This window comes from Salmonella sp. SAL04157 (assembly GCF_046551635.1).
GTDB classification, from domain to species: domain Bacteria; phylum Pseudomonadota; class Gammaproteobacteria; order Enterobacterales; family Enterobacteriaceae; genus Salmonella; species Salmonella enterica.
In genome coordinates this window covers 437,955-457,029 of the sequence record NZ_JBGDVS010000002.1, presented here as the reverse complement: position 1 = coordinate 457,029, position 19,075 = coordinate 437,955, and the positions used below count along the sequence as shown (strand labels likewise).

Annotated in this window: 15 protein-coding genes; 9 read left to right on the top strand and 6 right to left on the bottom strand. The window is 49.0% G+C overall.

The window, feature by feature from the left end; genetic code table 11:
* The 3 genes from ssaD to spiC are packed head-to-tail and all read right to left on the bottom strand — an operon-like array spanning position 1 to position 3,089.
* On the bottom strand, positions 1 to 1,212 hold the full coding sequence (gene ssaD / locus ACLJRE_RS05820) for a SctD family type III secretion system inner membrane ring subunit SsaD (RefSeq protein ID WP_000323795.1): 1,212 nt from the start codon (positions 1,210 to 1,212) through the stop codon (positions 1 to 3).
* Positions 1,193 to 2,686 (bottom strand): SPI-2 type III secretion system protein SpiA, encoded by a 1,494-nt coding sequence (gene spiA, locus ACLJRE_RS05815; protein ID WP_000261286.1) that lies wholly within the window; start codon positions 2,684 to 2,686, stop codon positions 1,193 to 1,195. The genes ssaD and spiA overlap by 20 nt, the downstream gene beginning before the upstream one ends.
* Position 2,687: 1 nt before the next feature.
* Entirely contained in the window at positions 2,688 to 3,089 is a 402-nt protein-coding gene (gene spiC / locus ACLJRE_RS05810; RefSeq protein ID WP_001562740.1) for an SPI-2 type III secretion system protein SpiC, read from the bottom strand.
* A gap of 400 nt (positions 3,090 to 3,489) precedes the next feature.
* On the opposite strand from spiC, the gene ACLJRE_RS05805 reads away from it, so the two are divergent.
* From ACLJRE_RS05805 to mlrB, 4 genes are all read left to right on the top strand, one after another.
* On the top strand, positions 3,490 to 6,252 hold the full coding sequence (locus tag ACLJRE_RS05805; RefSeq protein ID WP_410957338.1) for a two component system sensor kinase: 2,763 nt from the start codon (positions 3,490 to 3,492) through the stop codon (positions 6,250 to 6,252).
* Positions 6,253 to 6,282: 30 nt separating this feature from the next.
* Complete coding sequence (locus tag ACLJRE_RS05800; RefSeq protein ID WP_410957337.1) at positions 6,283 to 6,921, top strand: two component system response regulator; 639 nt, start codon at positions 6,283 to 6,285, stop codon at positions 6,919 to 6,921.
* A gap of 178 nt (positions 6,922 to 7,099) precedes the next feature.
* Complete coding sequence (locus ACLJRE_RS05795) at positions 7,100 to 7,828, top strand: MerR family transcriptional regulator (protein WP_000122316.1); 729 nt, start codon at positions 7,100 to 7,102, stop codon at positions 7,826 to 7,828.
* Positions 7,829 to 7,999: 171 nt separating this feature from the next.
* Positions 8,000 to 8,959, top strand: coding sequence for a transcriptional regulator MlrB (gene mlrB, locus ACLJRE_RS05790; RefSeq protein WP_001060726.1), 960 nt, complete (start codon positions 8,000 to 8,002; stop codon positions 8,957 to 8,959).
* 95 nt (positions 8,960 to 9,054) lie between these two features.
* Here the strand turns inward: mlrB and fumD are convergent, their stop codons facing one another.
* The 3 genes from fumD to ttrS form a co-directional block, all read right to left on the bottom strand.
* Positions 9,055 to 9,267, bottom strand: coding sequence for a fumarate hydratase FumD (fumD, locus tag ACLJRE_RS05785; RefSeq protein WP_000165779.1), 213 nt, complete (start codon positions 9,265 to 9,267; stop codon positions 9,055 to 9,057).
* Between the two features lie 97 nt (positions 9,268 to 9,364).
* Entirely contained in the window at positions 9,365 to 9,985 is a 621-nt protein-coding gene (ttrR, locus tag ACLJRE_RS05780) for a tetrathionate respiration response regulator TtrR (RefSeq protein ID WP_000190932.1), read from the bottom strand.
* Positions 9,960 to 11,738 (bottom strand): tetrathionate respiration histidine kinase TtrS, encoded by a 1,779-nt coding sequence (gene ttrS / locus ACLJRE_RS05775; RefSeq protein ID WP_023212233.1) that lies wholly within the window; start codon positions 11,736 to 11,738, stop codon positions 9,960 to 9,962. The genes ttrR and ttrS overlap by 26 nt, the downstream gene beginning before the upstream one ends.
* Before the next feature lie 181 nt (positions 11,739 to 11,919).
* Between ttrS and ttrB the strand changes: the two genes are divergently transcribed.
* The 5 genes from ttrB to ACLJRE_RS05750 all read left to right on the top strand — a co-directional run bounded on the left by ttrB (position 11,920) and on the right by ACLJRE_RS05750 (position 19,030).
* Positions 11,920 to 12,654, top strand: coding sequence for a tetrathionate reductase subunit TtrB (ttrB, locus tag ACLJRE_RS05770; protein ID WP_001551708.1), 735 nt, complete (start codon positions 11,920 to 11,922; stop codon positions 12,652 to 12,654).
* The gene (gene ttrC / locus ACLJRE_RS05765) at positions 12,655 to 13,677 is read left to right on the top strand and encodes a tetrathionate reductase subunit TtrC (RefSeq protein WP_001216438.1); all 1,023 of its coding nucleotides are present in this window, start codon (positions 12,655 to 12,657) and stop codon (positions 13,675 to 13,677) included.
* Positions 13,670 to 16,732, top strand: coding sequence for a tetrathionate reductase subunit TtrA (ttrA, locus tag ACLJRE_RS05760; RefSeq protein ID WP_000002369.1), 3,063 nt, complete (start codon positions 13,670 to 13,672; stop codon positions 16,730 to 16,732). The genes ttrC and ttrA overlap by 8 nt, the downstream gene beginning before the upstream one ends.
* Before the next feature lie 322 nt (positions 16,733 to 17,054).
* Positions 17,055 to 18,281 (top strand): PfkB family carbohydrate kinase, encoded by a 1,227-nt coding sequence (locus ACLJRE_RS05755; RefSeq protein ID WP_000471823.1) that lies wholly within the window; start codon positions 17,055 to 17,057, stop codon positions 18,279 to 18,281.
* Between the two features lie 11 nt (positions 18,282 to 18,292).
* Positions 18,293 to 19,030: a glutamine amidotransferase gene (locus ACLJRE_RS05750; protein WP_410957336.1), complete on the top strand. Its 738-nt coding sequence runs from the start codon at positions 18,293 to 18,295 to the stop codon at positions 19,028 to 19,030.
* Positions 19,031 to 19,075 lie beyond the last annotated feature (45 nt).

Genomic DNA, 19,075 nt, shown 5'->3' with positions numbered 1-19,075 from the left:
TCACTTAAAATCTAATGGATAGTTAATCAAAGTATCATTATGTTTAATCGTTACCACATCGGCACTCAGATGGACAATTTCTCCCCCATTGGGTAACAATGCCCCTACACGTAAACGCTCTTTATTCGTCAGTAATAAGTAATTACCATGGCGACTCTGTACAAAGCCAGCCACTGGCGCAGGCAGATACTTGCTTTCATCATGAGAAGGCGCAATATCCTGATAAATTAAAGAAAGAGCGGGGTCCTTTTTCTTTAATGCTGCTAACGTTTCTTGCAAAATGCGTTGATGAGATTCATCCAGTACACCACTGATAACAAAAGAGCGCCGCATTGGCGTAACATTGACAAGCCCCACTAAACCGTTCTCTATTATCGCAGAAATAATATCATCCCCCTGAGACTGATGAGAATGACTAATCTGCCAGTGCAATAACCCGGGAATATCTGCAAGTAATGGTTGAACCTTACGCCATTGCTGATCCATTTGTATATCATCATGAATTAACACGCTTCCCGGCCCTTCGCTGGATACTTCAGCATGCGGGTAACCCATTTTTATCAAAACATCCTGCACTTCTCGTACCAATAAGTCATCACAGATTACACCATCCCGATACATGACCCCCCATGATTCGAGAGTCGCTCTCACCTTTTGCATCTGTTCGCTTGACGAGCAATAACCGGACAACTGCAGGCTGCCATCTTCTTTCCATTGCGCCCGCACATAATGAATATTGCTTTTGTCTAATAAAAACTTAACCCGCAAAGGTAAGTCATTTACCGTTTCAGGCTGACCGCCAATACTTAACAGGACCCCCATTCCACCGATGAAAATCAAGAATACGCCAGCCAACCACCAGTACCCTGATCTGGAAACGGGTATTTGATAATCAGCAAGTTCACAATCCTGTTTACCAAACGCGATAGCCACTCCCGCAACCTGCAAAACCCCACTGGATGGTAGCGGCTTATTTGGATTAAATCTGCGGCCGTTAACTTTAACTCTGGCTTTCCCGGCATCAACAAATAAACTATCTGCCTGTTCTCTCAGAATAATTTTTTCATTTATAGTAAGCGGAATACAAATATCGCATCCTTTCTCCCCCAGTGACAGGTTACCTTCATTCAGCCATACTTCCCGGCCTTGTAAAACGTGACCTAAAAAACGTATTTTCCATGAGCTCTTTGGATTAACCATGAGATATGCCATTATTTACTACTGAGGCTTTAATCAAAAAAAGCCTGATTACACTATGTACTTGAGTCGTATCATTGCGAAACAAATGACCTACGACAGGAATATCGCCCAATAAAGGAATTTTGTTTTGCGAGTGGATTTGTTTACCTTGTTTAAATCCTCCCAGCAATAGACTTTGTCCGGCCAATAATGTGGCCTGCGAAGCAATTTCAGAATTTTGCACTTCGGGCAGCGGGTCTGTTTCGCTTTGCGTATCACTTTGTTGTCCATCCTGAATATTAAGATTAAGCATTATTTTTTGCGTGCCATTGTCATTTAACAAGCGAGGTGTAACGCGCAACAAAGAACCCGTAGTGATGGATTCAAGTTTAGCCACTTTTTCTCCCTGCAGTTTGGTATAGAAAGTAATATTCTTATCCAGCACAGCCTGGATATTATTTAAAGTCACCACAGATGGCTGGGAAAGTACATAAGCCTGAGAGCTTTTTTCCAGGGCATTCAAACGCACCATAAAGTTTGAGGTATCGCTGATTACCGTTGAAAAACCGCTAGCTCCACCGTCATTCAAACCTGTATTGAACGCAATTTTCTTGCCACCCAGCGACACTGCCGTTCCCCAGTCGATGCCTAACTGGTTAATATCGCCAGCATTAACATCGATAATTTTCACCGAAATCTCTATCATCTGCTGGCGTTGATCTAATTCTGTGATGAGTTTCCGATACCCGGCCATATTGGCCGCATAATCACGAACGATCACTGCATTCTGGCGTGGGTCGGCAGCAAACATGGGCAATGCCTGTGTAGCGGGTGAACCATTGTTCGTCGATGACGCCGGGACGCTGGTTTTACTCATCTCACGCAATACACTCACGACCCCAGGAACCACGACGGACTGATCGCGATATTGGTATTGGGTATCCATCGCAGTGGCATACTTAAGCGTATATATACTTACACTCACCGCACTGTCTTTTCGTTTGATTAACGCATTATCCAGCACTGAAGCTAATTGACTAATACGGGTCAGGCAACTGGGAACACCGCTCACCTCCACAGCTCTGGTACCGGTAATTTCTTTAACCTCGCATCCCGGTGATGAAAGGATATTCTGGCTGCGTAAGTAATGAATGAACCGCCCAGTAGATAAAATATTGAAAGTGATAACCTGATGTTTTAATAACGATGCAGGATATACATATAACATGCTACCATCAAACCAGGTAAGCAAATCATATTGTGCTGCCAGGTTATTCAAAATATCGACCGGTGGTCCAGGCGGAATTTTTCCACTAAATGTAGCTGTTATCAACGGGCTAATAGTAATAGCCGTATCATAGTTCTCTGAGAGCAGATGTAAAACCTCTGCTAATGGCATTTGTCTGGCATAAAGGGTGAAGTCATTACCTTTCCATGATAACTCATCACTCTTTGCCGTATTGAGTATAAATAGTAAAATTAAAATTAAACGTTTATTTACTACCATTTTATACCCCACCCGAATAAAGTTTATGGTGATTGCGTATTACATTTTTTAAAATGCAAGTTAAAGCCAGGTGTTTTTCTATCTCAATAGCAATAAGCTCAGAGCTACTACTTGTGGTATAATAACCGTTTAACCATCCCCCATCCGCTGTGAGCTGTATAGCATAATCATGGACATCCGGGTGTGCTGCAAGCAGTAGTGTCACATAGGCAAGACAAGGCTTAGGTAAGCTTTCCAGGTCATTTAAGAACAAAGAAATAGAAAATGCTTCTGAGAAAATTTCTCCTCTGGCAGGATGCCCATCAATAGTCATTATCCAGGATCGGCTATTACCTTCGGCCTTGATATCCTGAATTAATGGAATGCCTTTTAAAACTGCCAGCATGAATCCCTCCTCAGACATAAATGAGAGTTTCTATCAAATTCGCTCACAACCACATCCGTAAAAAGCCTGATTCACATTTATTTCGACTATACTCTTCTTGTACAATATCAAGATGCTGTCTACATACACCTTGTGACAGGCGATTCTATCATTCGGATTTTCCGATAAATTCACAATTACACATTCAGTATTGACATAAAAAATTACAATTTGAAAAATTATTTATTAAATAAACTGTTACGATGTTTTTACATCGCCGCTTTATTAAAAAGTAATTGTAGTCATCGACTGGGTTATATATGAAGAAATTTACCTTCCTAATGATAACACCATCGATTAATCTTCTGATGAAACTATATGTACTGCGATAGTGATCAAGTGCCAAAGATTTTGCAACAGGCAACTGAAGGAAAGCATTATGAATTTGCTCAATCTCAAGAATACGCTGCAAACATCTTTAGTAATCAGGCTAACTTTTTTATTTTTATTAACAACAATAATTATTTGGCTGCTATCTGTGCTTATTGCAGCTTATATATCAATGGTTCAGAAACGGCAGCATATAATAGAGGACTTATCTGTTCTATCCGAGATGAATATTGTACTAAGCAATCAACGATTTGAAGAGGCTGAGCGTGACGCTAAAAACTTAATGTATCAATGCTCATTAGCGACTGAGATTCATCATAACGATATTTTCCCTGAGGTGAGCCGGCATCTTTCTGTCGGTCCTTCAAATTGCACGCCGACGCTAAACGGAGAGAAGCACCGTATCTTTCTGCAGTCCTCTGATATCGATGAAAAAAGCTTTCGTCGCGATAGTTTTATTCTTAACCATAAAAATGAGATTTCGTTATTATCTACTGATAACCCTTCAGATTATTCAACTCTACAGCCTTTAACGCGAAAAAGCTTTCCTTTATACCCAACCCATGCCGGGTTTTACTGGAGTGAACCAGAATACATAAACGGCAAAGGATGGCACGCTTCCGTTGCGGTTGCCGATCAGCAAGGCGTATTTTTTGGGGTGACGGTTAAACTTCCTGATCTCATTACTAAGAGCCACCTGCCATTAGATGATAGTATTCGAGTATGGCTGGATCAAAACAACCACTTATTGCCGTTTTCATACATCCCGCAAAAAATACGTACACAGTTAGAAAATGTAACGCTGCATGATGGATGGCAGCAAATTCCCGGATTTCTGATATTACGCACAACCTTGCATGGCCCCGGATGGAGTCTGGTTACGCTGTACCCATACGGTAATCTACATAATCGCATCTTAAAAATTATCCTTCAACAAATCCCCTTTACATTAACAGCATTGGTGTTGATGACGTCGGCTTTTTGTTGGTTACTACATCGCTCACTGGCCAAACCGTTATGGCGTTTTGTCGATGTCATTAATAAAACCGCAACTGCACCGCTGAGCACACGTTTACCAGCACAACGACTGGATGAATTAGATAGTATTGCCGGTGCTTTTAACCAACTGCTTGATACTCTACAAGTCCAATACGACAATCTGGAAAACAAAGTCGCAGAGCGCACCCAGGCGCTAAATGAAGCAAAAAAACGCGCTGAGCAAGCTAACAAACGTAAAAGCATTCATCTTACGGTAATAAGTCATGAGTTACGTACTCCGATGAATGGCGTACTCGGTGCGATTGAATTATTACAAACCACCCCTTTAAACATAGAGCAGCAAGGATTAGCTGATACCGCCAGGAATTGTACACTGTCTTTGTTAGCTATTATTAATAATCTGCTGGATTTTTCACGCATCGAGTCTGGTCATTTCACATTACATATGGAAGAAACAGCGTTACTGCCGTTACTGGACCAGGCAATGCAAACCATCCAGGGGCCGGCGCAAAGCAAAAAACTGTCATTACGTACTTTTGTCGGTCAACATGTCCCTCTCTATTTTCATACCGACAGTATCCGTTTACGGCAAATTTTGGTTAATTTACTCGGGAACGCGGTAAAATTTACCGAAACCGGAGGGATACGTCTGACGGTCAAGCGTCATGAGGAACAATTAATATTTCTGGTTAGCGATAGCGGTAAAGGGATTGAAATACAGCAGCAGTCTCAAATCTTTACTGCTTTTTATCAAGCAGACACAAATTCGCAAGGTACAGGAATTGGACTGACTATTGCGTCAAGCCTGGCTAAAATGATGGGCGGTAATCTGACACTAAAAAGTGTCCCCGGGGTTGGAACCTGTGTCTCGTTAGTATTACCCTTACAAGAATACCAGCCGCCTCAACCAATTAAAGGGACACTGTCAGCGCCGTTCTGCCTGCATCGCCAACTGGCTTGCTGGGGAATACGCGGCGAGCCACCCCACCAGCAAAATGCGCTTCTCAACGCAGAGCTTTTGTATTTCCCCGGAAAACTTTACGACCTGGCGCAACAGTTAATATTGTGTACACCAAATATACCAGTAATAAATAATTTGTTACCACCCTGGCAGTTGCAGATTCTTTTGGTTGATGATGCCGATATTAATCGGGATATCATCGGCAAAATGCTTGTCAGCCTGGGCCAACACGTCACTATTGCCGCCAGTAGTAACGAGGCTCTGACTTTATCACAACAGCAGCGATTCGATTTAGTACTGATTGACATTAGAATGCCAGAAATAGATGGTATTGAATGTGTACAATTATGGCACGATGAGCCGAATAATTTAGATCCTGACTGCATGTTTGTGGCGCTATCCGCTAGCGTAGCGACAGAAGATATTCATCGTTGTAAAAAAAATGGGATTCATCATTACATTACCAAACCAGTGACGTTGGCTACCTTAGCTCGCTATATCAGTATTGCCGCAGAATATCAACTTTTGCGAAATATAGAGCTACAGGAGCAGGATCCGAGTCGCTGCTCAGCGCTACTGGCGACAGATGATATGGTCATTAATAGCAAGATTTTCCAATCACTGGACCTCTTGCTGGCTGATATTGAAAATGCCGTATCGGCTGGAAAAAAAATCGATCAGTTAATTCACACATTAAAAGGCTGTTTAGGTCAAATAGGGCAGACTGAATTGGTATGCTATGTCATAGACATTGAGAATCGCGTAAAAATGGGGAAAATCATCGCGCTGGAGGAACTAACCGACTTACGCCAGAAAATACGTATAATCTTCAAAAACCACACCATTACTTAATATTATCTTAATTTTCGCGAGGGCAGCAAAATGAAAGAATATAAGATCTTATTAGTAGACGATCATGAAATCATCATTAACGGCATTATGAATGCCTTACTACCCTGGCCTCATTTTAAAATTGTAGAACATATTAAAAATGGTCTTGAGGTTTATAATGCCTGTTGCGCATACGAGCCTGACATACTTATCCTTGATCTTAGCTTACCTGGCATCAATGGCCTGGATATCATTCCCCAATTACATCAGCGTTGGCCAGCAATGAATATTCTGGTTTACACAGCATACCAACAAGAGTATATGACCATTAAAACTTTAGCCGCAGGTGCTAATGGCTATGTTTTAAAAAGCAGTAGTCAGCAAGTTCTGTTAGCGGCATTGCAAACAGTCGCAGTAAACAAGCGTTACATTGACCCGACGTTGAATCGGGAAGCTATCCTGGCTGAATTAAACGCTGACACGACCAATCATCAACTGCTTACTTTGCGCGAACGTCAGGTTCTTAAACTTATTGACGAGGGGTATACCAATCATGGGATCAGCGAAAAGCTACATATCAGTATAAAAACCGTCGAAACACATCGGATGAATATGATGAGAAAGCTACAGGTTCATAAAGTGACAGAGTTACTTAACTGCGCCCGAAGAATGAGGTTAATAGAGTATTAACCAGGGGCATCCGATGGTATTAAGCATTGGTCATATTTTGATGAGCCTTACGCCACGCAGTATTGCTCATCATCGACAAAATCCATACGGATGCCCTGGTATGCCGCACCATTTATCACTACCTTAGTCTTCATTTAATCATGATATAGTAGAATCCCCTTATTTAACGGGCTTTACCATGTCGTATTCTATCGGCGAATTTGCCAGACTATGCGGTATCAATGCCGCCACGCTAAGGGCATGGCAGCGACGCTATGGTTTATTGAAACCGCAGCGTACTGATGGCGGGCATCGCTTATACAGCGATGACGATATTCGACAAGCGCTTAGCATCCTCGACTGGGTGAGAAAAGGCGTACCGATAAGCCAGGTCAAACCCTTACTATCGCGTCCGGTCATTCGCCTGGGCGATAACTGGATAACGATTCAGGAGACGATGCTTCAACATCTCCACGAAGGGCGAATTGACGCGCTGCGGCAGTTGATTTATGACTGTGGCCGGGAATATCCTCGCGCAGAACTGGTGACCCATTTATTGCGTCCGTTGCGCAGCAAAGTGTCCGCGCATCTTCCCGCCGTGATGACGCTGCGCGAAATACTGGATGGCATCATTATTGCCTACACCTCTTTTTGCCTTGAAGGCGACAGAAAAGCGCCTGGCAACAATGCCTTTATTAGCGGATGGCATCTCTCGGATCACTGTGAAATCTGGCTGGAAGCGTTGACTCGTACCGGACAAGAGCTGCGGCTCAATGTGCTTCCCTCTCCACCAGCCATACTGGCGCCCGAGCTGTTCGCCCAGAGAAAATGGTTCCTGGTGACCACCGGAAAGCTCACTACCGGGCAGAAAAAACAGCTTGCCCAGTGGCGCAACGTGGTCGCTTCGCTGGAGGTTATCACACTATAAGCGCTGAAATAGATTTCTTCCCCTCATTCTATCTTATTGATATTTAACTACGTCAAAAAAATTCCCGCGAAAACTTAGACAAAAAAACAAAGTTGTGTAAGTTTTAAATCAGCGTGAGATAACATTTTGCGCCATTGGCGTCAGTCGTCGTACTTTCAATAAGGGGCAATCATGAATAACAAACCCGTAGTCGGCATTAGCGGATGTCTGACTGGCGCCGCGGTACGCTTTGATGGCGGACATAAGCGTATGGATTTTGTCATGAACTCTCTGGCACCGTGGGTGGACTACAAACCGATCTGCCCGGAGGTGGCGATCGGCCTGCCCGTGCCTCGCCCTGCGCTGCGTCTTATCCAGACGACCTGTGGCGACATTCGGATGCGTTATAGCCATGCCCCGCACGATGACGTTACCGAGCGAATGAATGCCTTTACCGATCGGTTTCTGCCAACAATAGGCGAACTGGCGGGGTTTATTGTGTGTGCAAAATCGCCCAGTTGCGGAATGGAGCGCGTTCGCCTGTATGATGAAAAGGGTAACAGGGGCCGCAAAGCTGGCACGGGGCTGTTTACCGCCGCGATGATGGACAAATATCCCTGGCTGCCGATAGAGGAAGATGGTCGCCTGCACGATCCGGTACTACGCGAGAATTTCATCGCTCGTATCTTCGCGCTACATGAATTAAATGCGCTACGCGCGCAGGGCTTGAGTCGTCATAGTTTGCTCGCGTTTCATAGCCGATACAAACTTCAGCTTCTCGCCCACCACCAGGCCGGCTACCGCGAAATTGGCCCTTTCGTCGCGCGTCTGCATGAGTGGGACGATCTGGATGCCTTCTTTGTCCGATACAGAGAAAAACTGATGGCTATCCTGCGCCATCCCGCTTCACGTAAAAATCACACCAATGTGCTGATGCATATCCAGGGCTATTTTCACCGTGCGTTGAACAGCAGGCAACGCGCGGAATTACGCGAGGTGATTCTCGGCTACCGGGCGGGCCGACTACCTATCCTGGCACCGTTAACGCTGCTGAAGCACTATCTGGCGGAACATCCGGATGACTATCTACGCAGCCAGAATTATTTTGAGCCGTACCCTGATACATTAGGGCTGCGCTTAGCCATCACCTGATAACCCTGCGCATCGCTAACGGCGGGTAACCAGCCCGCCATAGTGACAATCGCGACAATTCAAAGGCGATTTCGTTATTGCCACCCTGATAGCGGCTATGACCGCGCCAGAGCGTTAATCACGGTTTCCATAGCCTGTTTTTCTAACGCGCTACGTTGGATGCGTTGATTCGCCAGCGCAGTTCTTAGCACGCCCGCAATAACAATATATTTAGGCTCCTGCCCCAAATCGCGCATTTCCAGCACGACCTTGCCCACCACCCGGCACATCTCGCGGTACAGCTCGTCATCTTTTGTCGGTTTTGTCATACGTTTTACTCGTCGCCAGATCAAACCAACAGAATATAACAGTCTTCTCTATTAAACAAAATTTGACGCAAATCAAAGAAATAACGCAGTTTATTATTCATGGTTCATACGTTGTTCGTATTCTGGTCTCTGGCGAGGCCATTTTTTCGAAACGCCTAATCAGTTCCGCCAGGCTACCGGCCTGCATTTTTTCCATGACTCTGGCGCGGTGCACCTCTACGGTACGCACCGCGATATTCATCGCTTCCGCAATTTCACGGTTCATAAATCCTTTTGCCACCAGGCTGGCCAGCTCACGCTCTTTCGGCGTCAACTGCTGGTAACAAAGTATAATCTCACGGCGCGCCACCGCTGCCGATGAAACCGTCAGCGCACGCTCCAGCGCCGCCTGTAGCGGTTTTACCGATACCGGTTTTTGCAGAAAATCGACGGCACCGCGTTTCATCTGCTCCACGGCCATCGGTACATCGCCATGCCCGGTAAGAAAAACAACCGCCAGGGTACTTCCGCACTGGCGCAACGCATCATGAACGCCCTGCCCATCCAGTACCGGCATTCGCATATCCAGTAATACGACTCCGACCTGATACAGACTGGCCTGCGCCAAAAAATCCGCCCCCTGCGTCCAGCATTTTACGTCATATCCCAGGCTTTCCAGTAAAAACGCGCACGCGTTAGTGACCGCCGTATCATCATCCAGTAGATGAATTGTCGCCATCCCTGCCCCCATGTTCATGTAAGAAATGTATCGTGACCTCCGTTCCCGACAGACCGTCCGGCGCGGTCTGGTTCCTGATGCTGATATCGCCCCGCCCATACCGCACCAGCCGCTGGCAAATCGCCAGCCCTAAGCCCATCCCCTCTTTGCGGGTGGTCATAAACGGCTGAAACGCCTGACGTAATAACGCCTCGTCGATTCCCCCGGCGTTATCCTGTAAAACGATACTGATGCCGTTTTCAGTACGTTCAGCAACGACCCATAAATGGGTGGCACCCGCCTGAGCCGCATTAAGAATGATATTCGCCAGCACCTGTTCCAGCAGCATTGATGGCAGCGTTACGCGCAGCGCAGCGCTAACCTCGGTATGCAGAGTCACTGTCGGAAACTGTTGCGCCATACGCAACAATTGCCAGACATGATCAATCGCCTCGCGAATGGCTATGGCCTTCCACGCTTCGGTTAGCACCGGGTTGCCCTGCGCCTGGCTAACCCAGTGACGCAGGTTACGCAGAGTATCCGCACCGCGTTGCGCCTGCTGGTCAATCTGCTCCAGCGCCGGCAGCAAGGGATGCTGTTCATCTGCAACGCGCAGTCGAATCAGGCACCCCTGGGCATAATGTCGAATCGCGGAAAGCGGCTGATTAAGCTCATGGGCAAACCCGGAGGTCATTTCACCCAACACGCTCATTTGCCGGGCGGTTTCCAGCGCCCGCTCATGCTGATGAAGGACTACGCTATTACGTTCCAGTTGCTTTCCACGTCGACGCACCAGCAGCATGACCCAAATATAATTGAGCGTGAGCAACAGGAACGCCAGAATCACGCCGCCGACCATTAGCTGGTGCTGGATTAACCAACTTTTGACATCCAGCCACAGTCGACGCTGCTGAGGGTGCTGACGAACATCGCGCAGCAACGCTTCCACCTGACTGGTGGACGCAGGCGCGCCCCAGTGAAATGGCGCGGCGGCGGGCGCGTTGAATAGCGCTCGCGTTACGCGATCCGCCAACGCATCGCTTACCGCAGGTAGCGCCGCGAACGACCAGTCAGGATATAACGGCGTACTGGTTAAGCAAGGTAGGGGCGTCGGTCGGGAAAGCAGCGCGATAAAGTCCTTTTTATTAATCAATCCTTCCTGATCCATATTTTCTAACAGGCACACTGGCACAATTGCCGCCTGCACCGCTTTTTCGCGCAGCATATAGACTAAGGCATCGCCAGGAAATCCGGTAAAACGAAGATGAAAATCGCGCTCCGGGCGTAAGCCCGCGTCGCTGAGCGCTTTATAGCCTAATAAATAGCCGCCAAACGCCTGAGCATCAATCGCGCCGACTGTCTTACCGATGAGATCATGCGCCGTGGTGATGCCGCTATCGCGCCGGGTCAAAATCACGCTGCCAATAACATTACTCACCGCTTTCCCATCGCGCGTGGAGCGCAGGGAAGCTAACCAGCGGAGCGGCGCATGGCTGTTCAGTTGGACAAATTGCGCCGGGTTGGTTATCACAAACTGCACGGTTCCCTGGTTAACGGCCTCCTGCATTTGATGCAGATCCAGCGGCTGGATGTGAAAGGTTTCGCCTGGAAGCTGTTGGCTTAATGTCTTTGCCAACGGTTGCCAGTGGCTACGCGTAGACGCCTCGCCGCGCATGGCCAAAACACCGATATTCCACGTCCCTGCCCACGCGCCATGACAAAGTAGCCCTACTGCCGCCAACACCGCCAGGCGCCTTACGGTTTTACCTCTCACCCCAATATCCCTGTCAATTATGTTGTTTTAGATCAACAACAAGCCGGGTATGTGGTTAACCACAATAGAGCGCACCCCGTCTCGATTTTTACACTGTAAATCATCAACATTTTTTATTCATTACACATGAACCAACATCGTGACAAATGTTTCATTGTTGGCAATGTGGACGGGAGTCAATATGGACAGCAGTAAACGGCTATTTCTCCAGCAACTCGGCGTCCTGACCGCTGGCGCCTCGCTGGTTCCGCTGGCTGAAGCGAAATTTCCTTTTTCGCCGGAGCGGCATGAAGGCTCTCCCCGACACCGTTACGCCATGCTTATCGACCTGCGGCGTTGTATCGGCTGTCAGTCCTGTACCGTAAGTTGCACTATTGAAAACCAAACGCCGCAGGGCGCATTTCGTACGATGGTGAACCAATACCAGGTCCAGCGTGAAGGTAGTCAGGAAGTCACGAATGTGCTATTGCCGCGTCTGTGCAACCATTGCGATAACCCCCCCTGTGTGCCGGTCTGCCCGGTACAAGCCACCTTTCAGCGGGAAGACGGCATTGTGGTGGTGGATAACAAACGCTGCGTCGGCTGCGCCTATTGTGTCCAGGCGTGTCCTTACGACGCTCGATTTATCAATCATGAAACGCAAACTGCCGATAAATGCACGTTTTGCGTCCATCGTCTGGAAGCCGGGCTGTTACCCGCTTGCGTAGAGTCCTGCGTCGGCGGCGCGCGTATTATTGGCGATATCAAAGATCCCCATAGCCGCATCGCCACCATGCTTCATCAACATCGCGACGCTATCAAGGTATTAAAGCCGGAAAACGGCACGTCGCCCCATGTTTTCTACCTGGGTCTGGACGACGCCTTTGTCACCCCATTAATGGGCCGTGCGCAGCCCGCGCTTTGGCAGGAGGTCTGAATGAGGCATTCACTCATCATTGAAGAAGTGCTGGCTCACCCGCAGGACATTAGCTGGCTGCCGTGGGCGGTACAATATTTCTTTTTTATTGGCATTGCCGCCTGCGCCGCACTGTTTGCCTGTTATCTTCACTGGCGGAAAAAAGGCGCCGCAACAGAAGAAAATCGGGCATTACTGATTGCCATTACCTGTGCGATTACCGCACCGCTGGCGCTGACGGCGGATCTGCACCAGACCGCCCGCGTCTGGCATTTCTATGCCTGGCCGACGCCCTGGTCGTGGATGCCCTGGGGAGCGTTGTTCCTGCCGCTGTTTACCGGATTTCTCGCTCTGTGGTTCCTGGCGCAGCAAATAAAACGATTATTCAATAAAAGTTACAACGTCACTAAATGGTTGGCGTTAGCCAGCGCGCTTTGCGCGGTGGGCCTGTTGATTTATACCGGCCGCGAAGTCTCCGTTGTGCTGGCGCGCCCAATCTGGTTTAGCTACGCCTTCCCCGTGGCGATGTTTCTTAGCGCCTTACAGGCGTTCTTCGCGCTGATGATTGTCGCCGCCCGACGCGACTCGGTAAGGCTGCCAAAAATACTGTGGGGACAACTCTGGACGCTGGCGGCGCTGGGGCTGGTTGTGGCCATGTGGGTCAGCGGCGATACGCTTTCCGGCACGGCAATCCGTCAGTGGATTACCGTCGCCCTGTCAGCCAAATATTACGCTGTCGGCTGGCTAGCGCTGTGGGTATTCACACTGCTGTTCTGTAGCCTGGCGCTACGTCATCCGTTATCAGAGCTAAGACGCGTCCTGCTGGTTCTGAGCGCGCTGGCGCTATGTTGGCTGATGCGCTGGACATTGTTGATTCAGGTACAAACCGTACCCAAGTTCAACGCGCAATTTAACCCTTACTCGTTACCAGGCGGAACGGATGGCTGGCTGGCTATTCTCGGCACCTTCGGCCTGTGGATAGCGCTACTGATTATTATTCGTGAAACGCTGAACGGACTCACCAGGAGATTACAACATGGCTAATTTAACCCGTCGTCAGTGGCTAAAAGTCGGTCTCGCCGTCGGTGGGATGGTCACTTTTGGTCTGAGCTACCGTGATGTGGCGAAACGCGCAATTGATGGCCTGTTAAACGGGACGTCCGGCAAGGTAACGCGCGACCGCATCTTTGGCAATGCGTTAATTCCGGAGGCGCAGGCGCAAACGCACTGGCAGCAAAATCCACAACAAACCATCGCCATGACGCAATGCTTCGGCTGTTGGACACAGTGCGGTATCCGCGCCCGGGTTAATGCCGATGGCAAAGTGATACGCATCGCCGGCAATCCCTATCACCCCTTGTCGCAGGAACACCCGATTGACTCGTCCGTCCCTTTTAGCGAAGCCATGGAGCAACTGGCGGGAGAAAGCGGTCTTGACGCCCGCTCAACCGCCTGCGCGCGCGGCGCCACGCTGCTGGAAAGCCTGTACAGTCCGCTGCGACTGCTTGAACCGATGAAACGCGTGGGTAAACGCGGCGAAGGGAAATGGCAGCGCATCAGCTTTGAGCAGCTTATTGAAGAAGTCGTGGAAGGCGGCGATCTGTTTGGCGAGGGTCATGTGGACGGACTGCGCGCGATTCATGCGCCGGATACGCCAATTGACGCAAAGCACCCCAGTTTCGGGCCCAAAACCAATCAGTTACTGGTCACGAATACCAGCGACGAAGGCCGCGATGCGTTTCTGCGTCGTTTTGCGCTAAATAGCTTCGGCAGCAAAAATTTCGGCGCGCATGGCGCCTACTGTGGACTGGCTTACCGGGCCGGCTCCGGGGCGCTGATGGGCGATCTGGATAAAAACCCGCATGTCAAACCCGACTGGGAAAACGTGGAGTTTGCGCTCTTTATGGGCACCTCCCCGGCACAGTCCGGTAATCCGTTTAAACGCCAGGCGCGTCAGTTAGCGAGCGCCCGGCTGCGTGAGAATTTTCAATACGTCGTGGTCGCCCCCGCCCTGCCCTTATCAACGGTGCTCGCCGATCCTCGCGGTCGCTGGCAACCGGTCATGCCCGGCAGCGATTCGGCGCTGGCAATGGGGATGATCCGCTGGATCATGGATAATCAACGTTATAATGCTGATTATCTGGCGATTCCCGGCGTACAGGCGATGCAGCAGGCCGGCGAGCAAAGTTGGACCAACGCCACGCACCTGGTCATTGCGGATGAACTGCCGACGCTTGCCGGACAACACCTGACGCTACGCCATCTTACGCCCGATGGCGAAGAGACCCCCGTCGTACTTAATACCGACGGCGAGTTGGTCGATGCCTCCACTTGCCGACAGGCACGGCTTTTCGTGACGCAGTACGTTACGCTCGCCGACGGCCAACGGGTCACGGTGAAGAGCGGGTTGCAACGCCTGAAAGAGGCGGCAGAAAAGCTCTCGTTGGCGCAATACAGCGAACAGTGCGGCGTGCCGGAAGCGCAAATTATCGCGCTGGCGGAAACCTTTACCGGTCACGGACGTAAAGCCGCGGTCATCAGTCACGGCGGCATGATGGCCGGCAATGGGTTTTATAACGCCTGGTCGGTCATGATGCTTAACGCGCTGATCGGCAACCTCAGCTTGTCCGGCGGCGTCTTTGTCGGCGGCGGCAAATTCAACGGCGTTAGCGACGGCCCCCGCTACAACATGAACAGTTTTGCCGGAAAAGTGAAACCGTCCGGATTAAGTATTGCCCGTAGCAAAACCGCTTATGAAGCATCGGAAGAATACCGCGACAAAATTGCCGGCGGGCAATCCCCTTATCCAGCCAAAGCGCCGTGGTATCCCTTTGTGGCAGGCCAGCTTACCGAACTGTTGACCTCCGCGCTCGAAGGCTATCCTTATCCGCTTAAAGCCTGGATTTCCAATATGAGCAACCCGTTTTACGGTGTTCCCGGTCTACGCGCCGTGGCGGAAGAAAAGCTAAAAGACCCTCGCCGACTGCCGCTCTTTATCGCGATTGACGCCTTTATGAATGAAACGACGGCGCTGGCGGATTACATTGTGCCGGATACGCACAATTTTGAGAGCTGGGGCTTTACGGCGCCCTGGGGCGGCGTAGCCAGTAAAGCCACTACCGCCCGCTGGCCGGTTGTCGCCCCCGCCACTCACCGAACGGCGGACGGGCAACCTGTCTCAATGGAAGCCTTTTGTATTGCGGTAGCAAAACGGCTCCATCTGCCCGGCTTCGGCGACCGGGCGATAACCGATCCGCAGGGCAATGCTTTTCCACTGAACCGGGCGGAAGACTTCTATCTGCGCGTAGCCGCTAATATCGCCTTTATGGGCAAGACGCCGGTCGCGCCGGCAAATCAGGAAGATATTACACTTACCGGCGTCAGCCGCATTCTGCCAGCAATTCAGCACACGCTTAAAGCTGATGAGGTCGGTCGCGTGGCGTTTATCTACTCGCGTGGCGGCCGGTTTGCGCCCGAGGATAGCGGCTATACGGAGCAACGGTTAGGTAACGCGTGGAAAAAACCCTTACAGATCTGGAATGCAGATGTCGCCGCCCACCGTCACGCCATCACCGGGGAGCGCTTCAGCGGTTGCCCGGTCTGGTATCCGGCGCGTTTGTCAGATGGTCGTGCGATTGACGACCAGTTTCCCATTGGGCAATGGCCGCTGAAACTGATTTCATTTAAATCAAATACCATGTCCAGCTCAACAGCCGTCATCCCGCGCTTACACCATGTGAAGCCAGCAAACCTGGTGGCGCTGAATCCGCAAGACGGCGAGCGTTATGGACTGCAACATGGCGATCGGGTACGGATCATTACGCCGGGCGGTCAGGTCGTGGCGCAAATCAGTTTGTTAAATGGCGTGATGCCAGGCGTCATCGCCATCGAACACGGATATGGCCACCGCGAGATGGGCGCAACGCAGCACTCCCTGGATGGCGTGCCTATGCCGTATGATCCACAAATCAGGGCAGGCATAAATCTTAACGATCTGGGCTTTGCCGATCCGACAAGAACCATTACCAATACCTGGCTCGACTGGGTTTCTGGCGCGGCGGTACGTCAGGGGCTGCCGGCAAAAATCGAGCGTATATAACCCCAGGGCCGGAGAGCGATATCGTCTTATTTCGTCGAGGGTAGCGACTGATAAGCGAACGCTGTCCGGCTGCATATACTCACTGAATCGTGCAAGCCCAACTATTTTACGTTCACCCCGTCATATTACATAGAAAATATATGACAACACTCACAAAACTATTTTCCCCTTCTGTAAGCAATTAATATTTAACACATTGGCTGCGCTTCTGATTATTGACATTCATTTGGGGTTACTTCCGGTTGACCGCATAATCTGTGATTGAATTCACCGCATGACAACATTGCCATAAATACAATTCAACTCACTACCCGGAGGCAATATGTTTAAAGAAGAAAGACGTCATGCCATCATTAATTTACTGATAAAGGATAATAGTGTTAGCGTCAGTAAACTTTCAGACCTTTATAAGGTTAGCCAGGAGACTATTCGTTCCGATCTACGCTATTTCCAGAAATCAGGTATGCTTCAGCGTTGCTATGGCGGAGGGATTTTAAACCGTGACGCGCTGAGTAAGCTTATCACTGAAAATAAGATTGATATCTCCAGCACTATCGCCACGCCAATCCATCAGGATGCAAAACTGCGCCGGGAAAACACAAAAAAAGCAGGCAAGGTGTGTGTTTTAGGCTCATTCAATATTGATGTTTCAGCAACCGTGCCGTGGTTTCCACAAAGCGGAGAATCCATTCTGGCCAGTCAATTTGGATTCTATCCTGGCGGTAAAGGAGCCAACCAGGCTTTAGCGGCAAACAATGCCGGCGCTGCGGCGCATTTTATTTTTAAAGTGGGTAAAGATCAGTTCAGCGCATTTGCTATGAATCATATTATTCAATCAGGCATCACCTCATACAGCGCGTATCAAACAGATAAAGCGCCCACCGGTAGCGCATTGATCTATGTCTCCGCCGTGGATGGCGATAATATTATAGCCATCTACCCTGGCGCCAATATGATGCTCACCACGCAAGAGATTAACGAGCAACACCGTTATATCGCCGAGTCTGACGTTATGTTAATGCAGCTCGAAACGAACATTGAAGCGTTGACTGAATTTATTCGCCTGGGCAAACAAGAAAATAAAATGATCATGCTGAATCCTGCCCCCTATACGAAACAGGTGACGCATTTATTATCTGATATTGACATCATCACGCCGAATGAAACTGAAGCCTCTTTTTTATCCGGCGTAACCATTACTGATATTAATGATGCGAAAAAAGCCGGAAATATTATTCTGCAATCCGGGGTGAAAAAAGTCATCATTACCCTTGGCGCCCGTGGTTCTCTGCTCTGTGAGCACGCCCGCACGTTGTATATTCCTGCGTGGAGCGCCGTGGTAAAAGATGCCGCTGGGGCCGGTGACGCTTTTAATGGCGCCTTAGCCGCCGCGCTGGCGCGACAAGCAGATATGGTCGCAGCCATTCAATATGCCTCCGCTTTCGCTTCTCTGGCAGTGGAACAAGTCGGTGCGTCGAGTATGCCTCAGCACTTGCAGGTTTTACATCGAATGCGTACCCAATCTAATAAAGTCATTAACATTAATTAACAGGTGACATAATGAAAATTTTATTTATTGGCGAATCCTGGCACATTCATATGATTCACTCTAAAGGTTTTGATAGCTTTACATCGAGCAAATACGAAGAAGGCGCAGACTATTTATTATCCTGCTTACATAAGGGTAATATCGATGTGGACTACATGCCTGCCCATATTGTGCAAACTCGTTTTCCACAAACCGCCGAAGCATTAGCCTGCTATGATGCGATCGTCATCAGTGATATCGGTAGCAATACGTTCCTGCTACAAAACAGAACGTTTTATAATATGGACATTATTCCTGATGCATTACAACTTATCGCCGATTATGTTGCTGAGGGTGGAGGTCTGTTGATGATCGGCGGGTATTTATCCTTTACGGGAATAGAAGCAAAAGCCAATTATAAAAATACGGTTCTGGCGGAGGTATTGCCGGTTGATATGCTGGATGTAGATGACCGCGTAGAACTACCGCAAGGATGTAAAGCAGTAAATACTGCGGTAAAGCATGTTATTATCCAGCCATTTAGCGAATGGCCGCCGCTGTTGGGCTATAACAAGCTTATCGCCAAAGAAAATAGTCAGGTCCTTGCTGAAATTAATGGCGATCCACTGTTAGTTATGGGTACTTACCATAAAGGGAAAGTATGTTGCTTTGCCAGTGATTGTTCGCCGCACTGGGGTAGTCCGCAGTTTCTGCAATGGGAACATTACGCCACCTTCTGGTGTAATGTTTTACACACAATAAAAAAATAATATTACCAGGCGAATATAAATTTCGCCTGCCCTGCCACACACTGA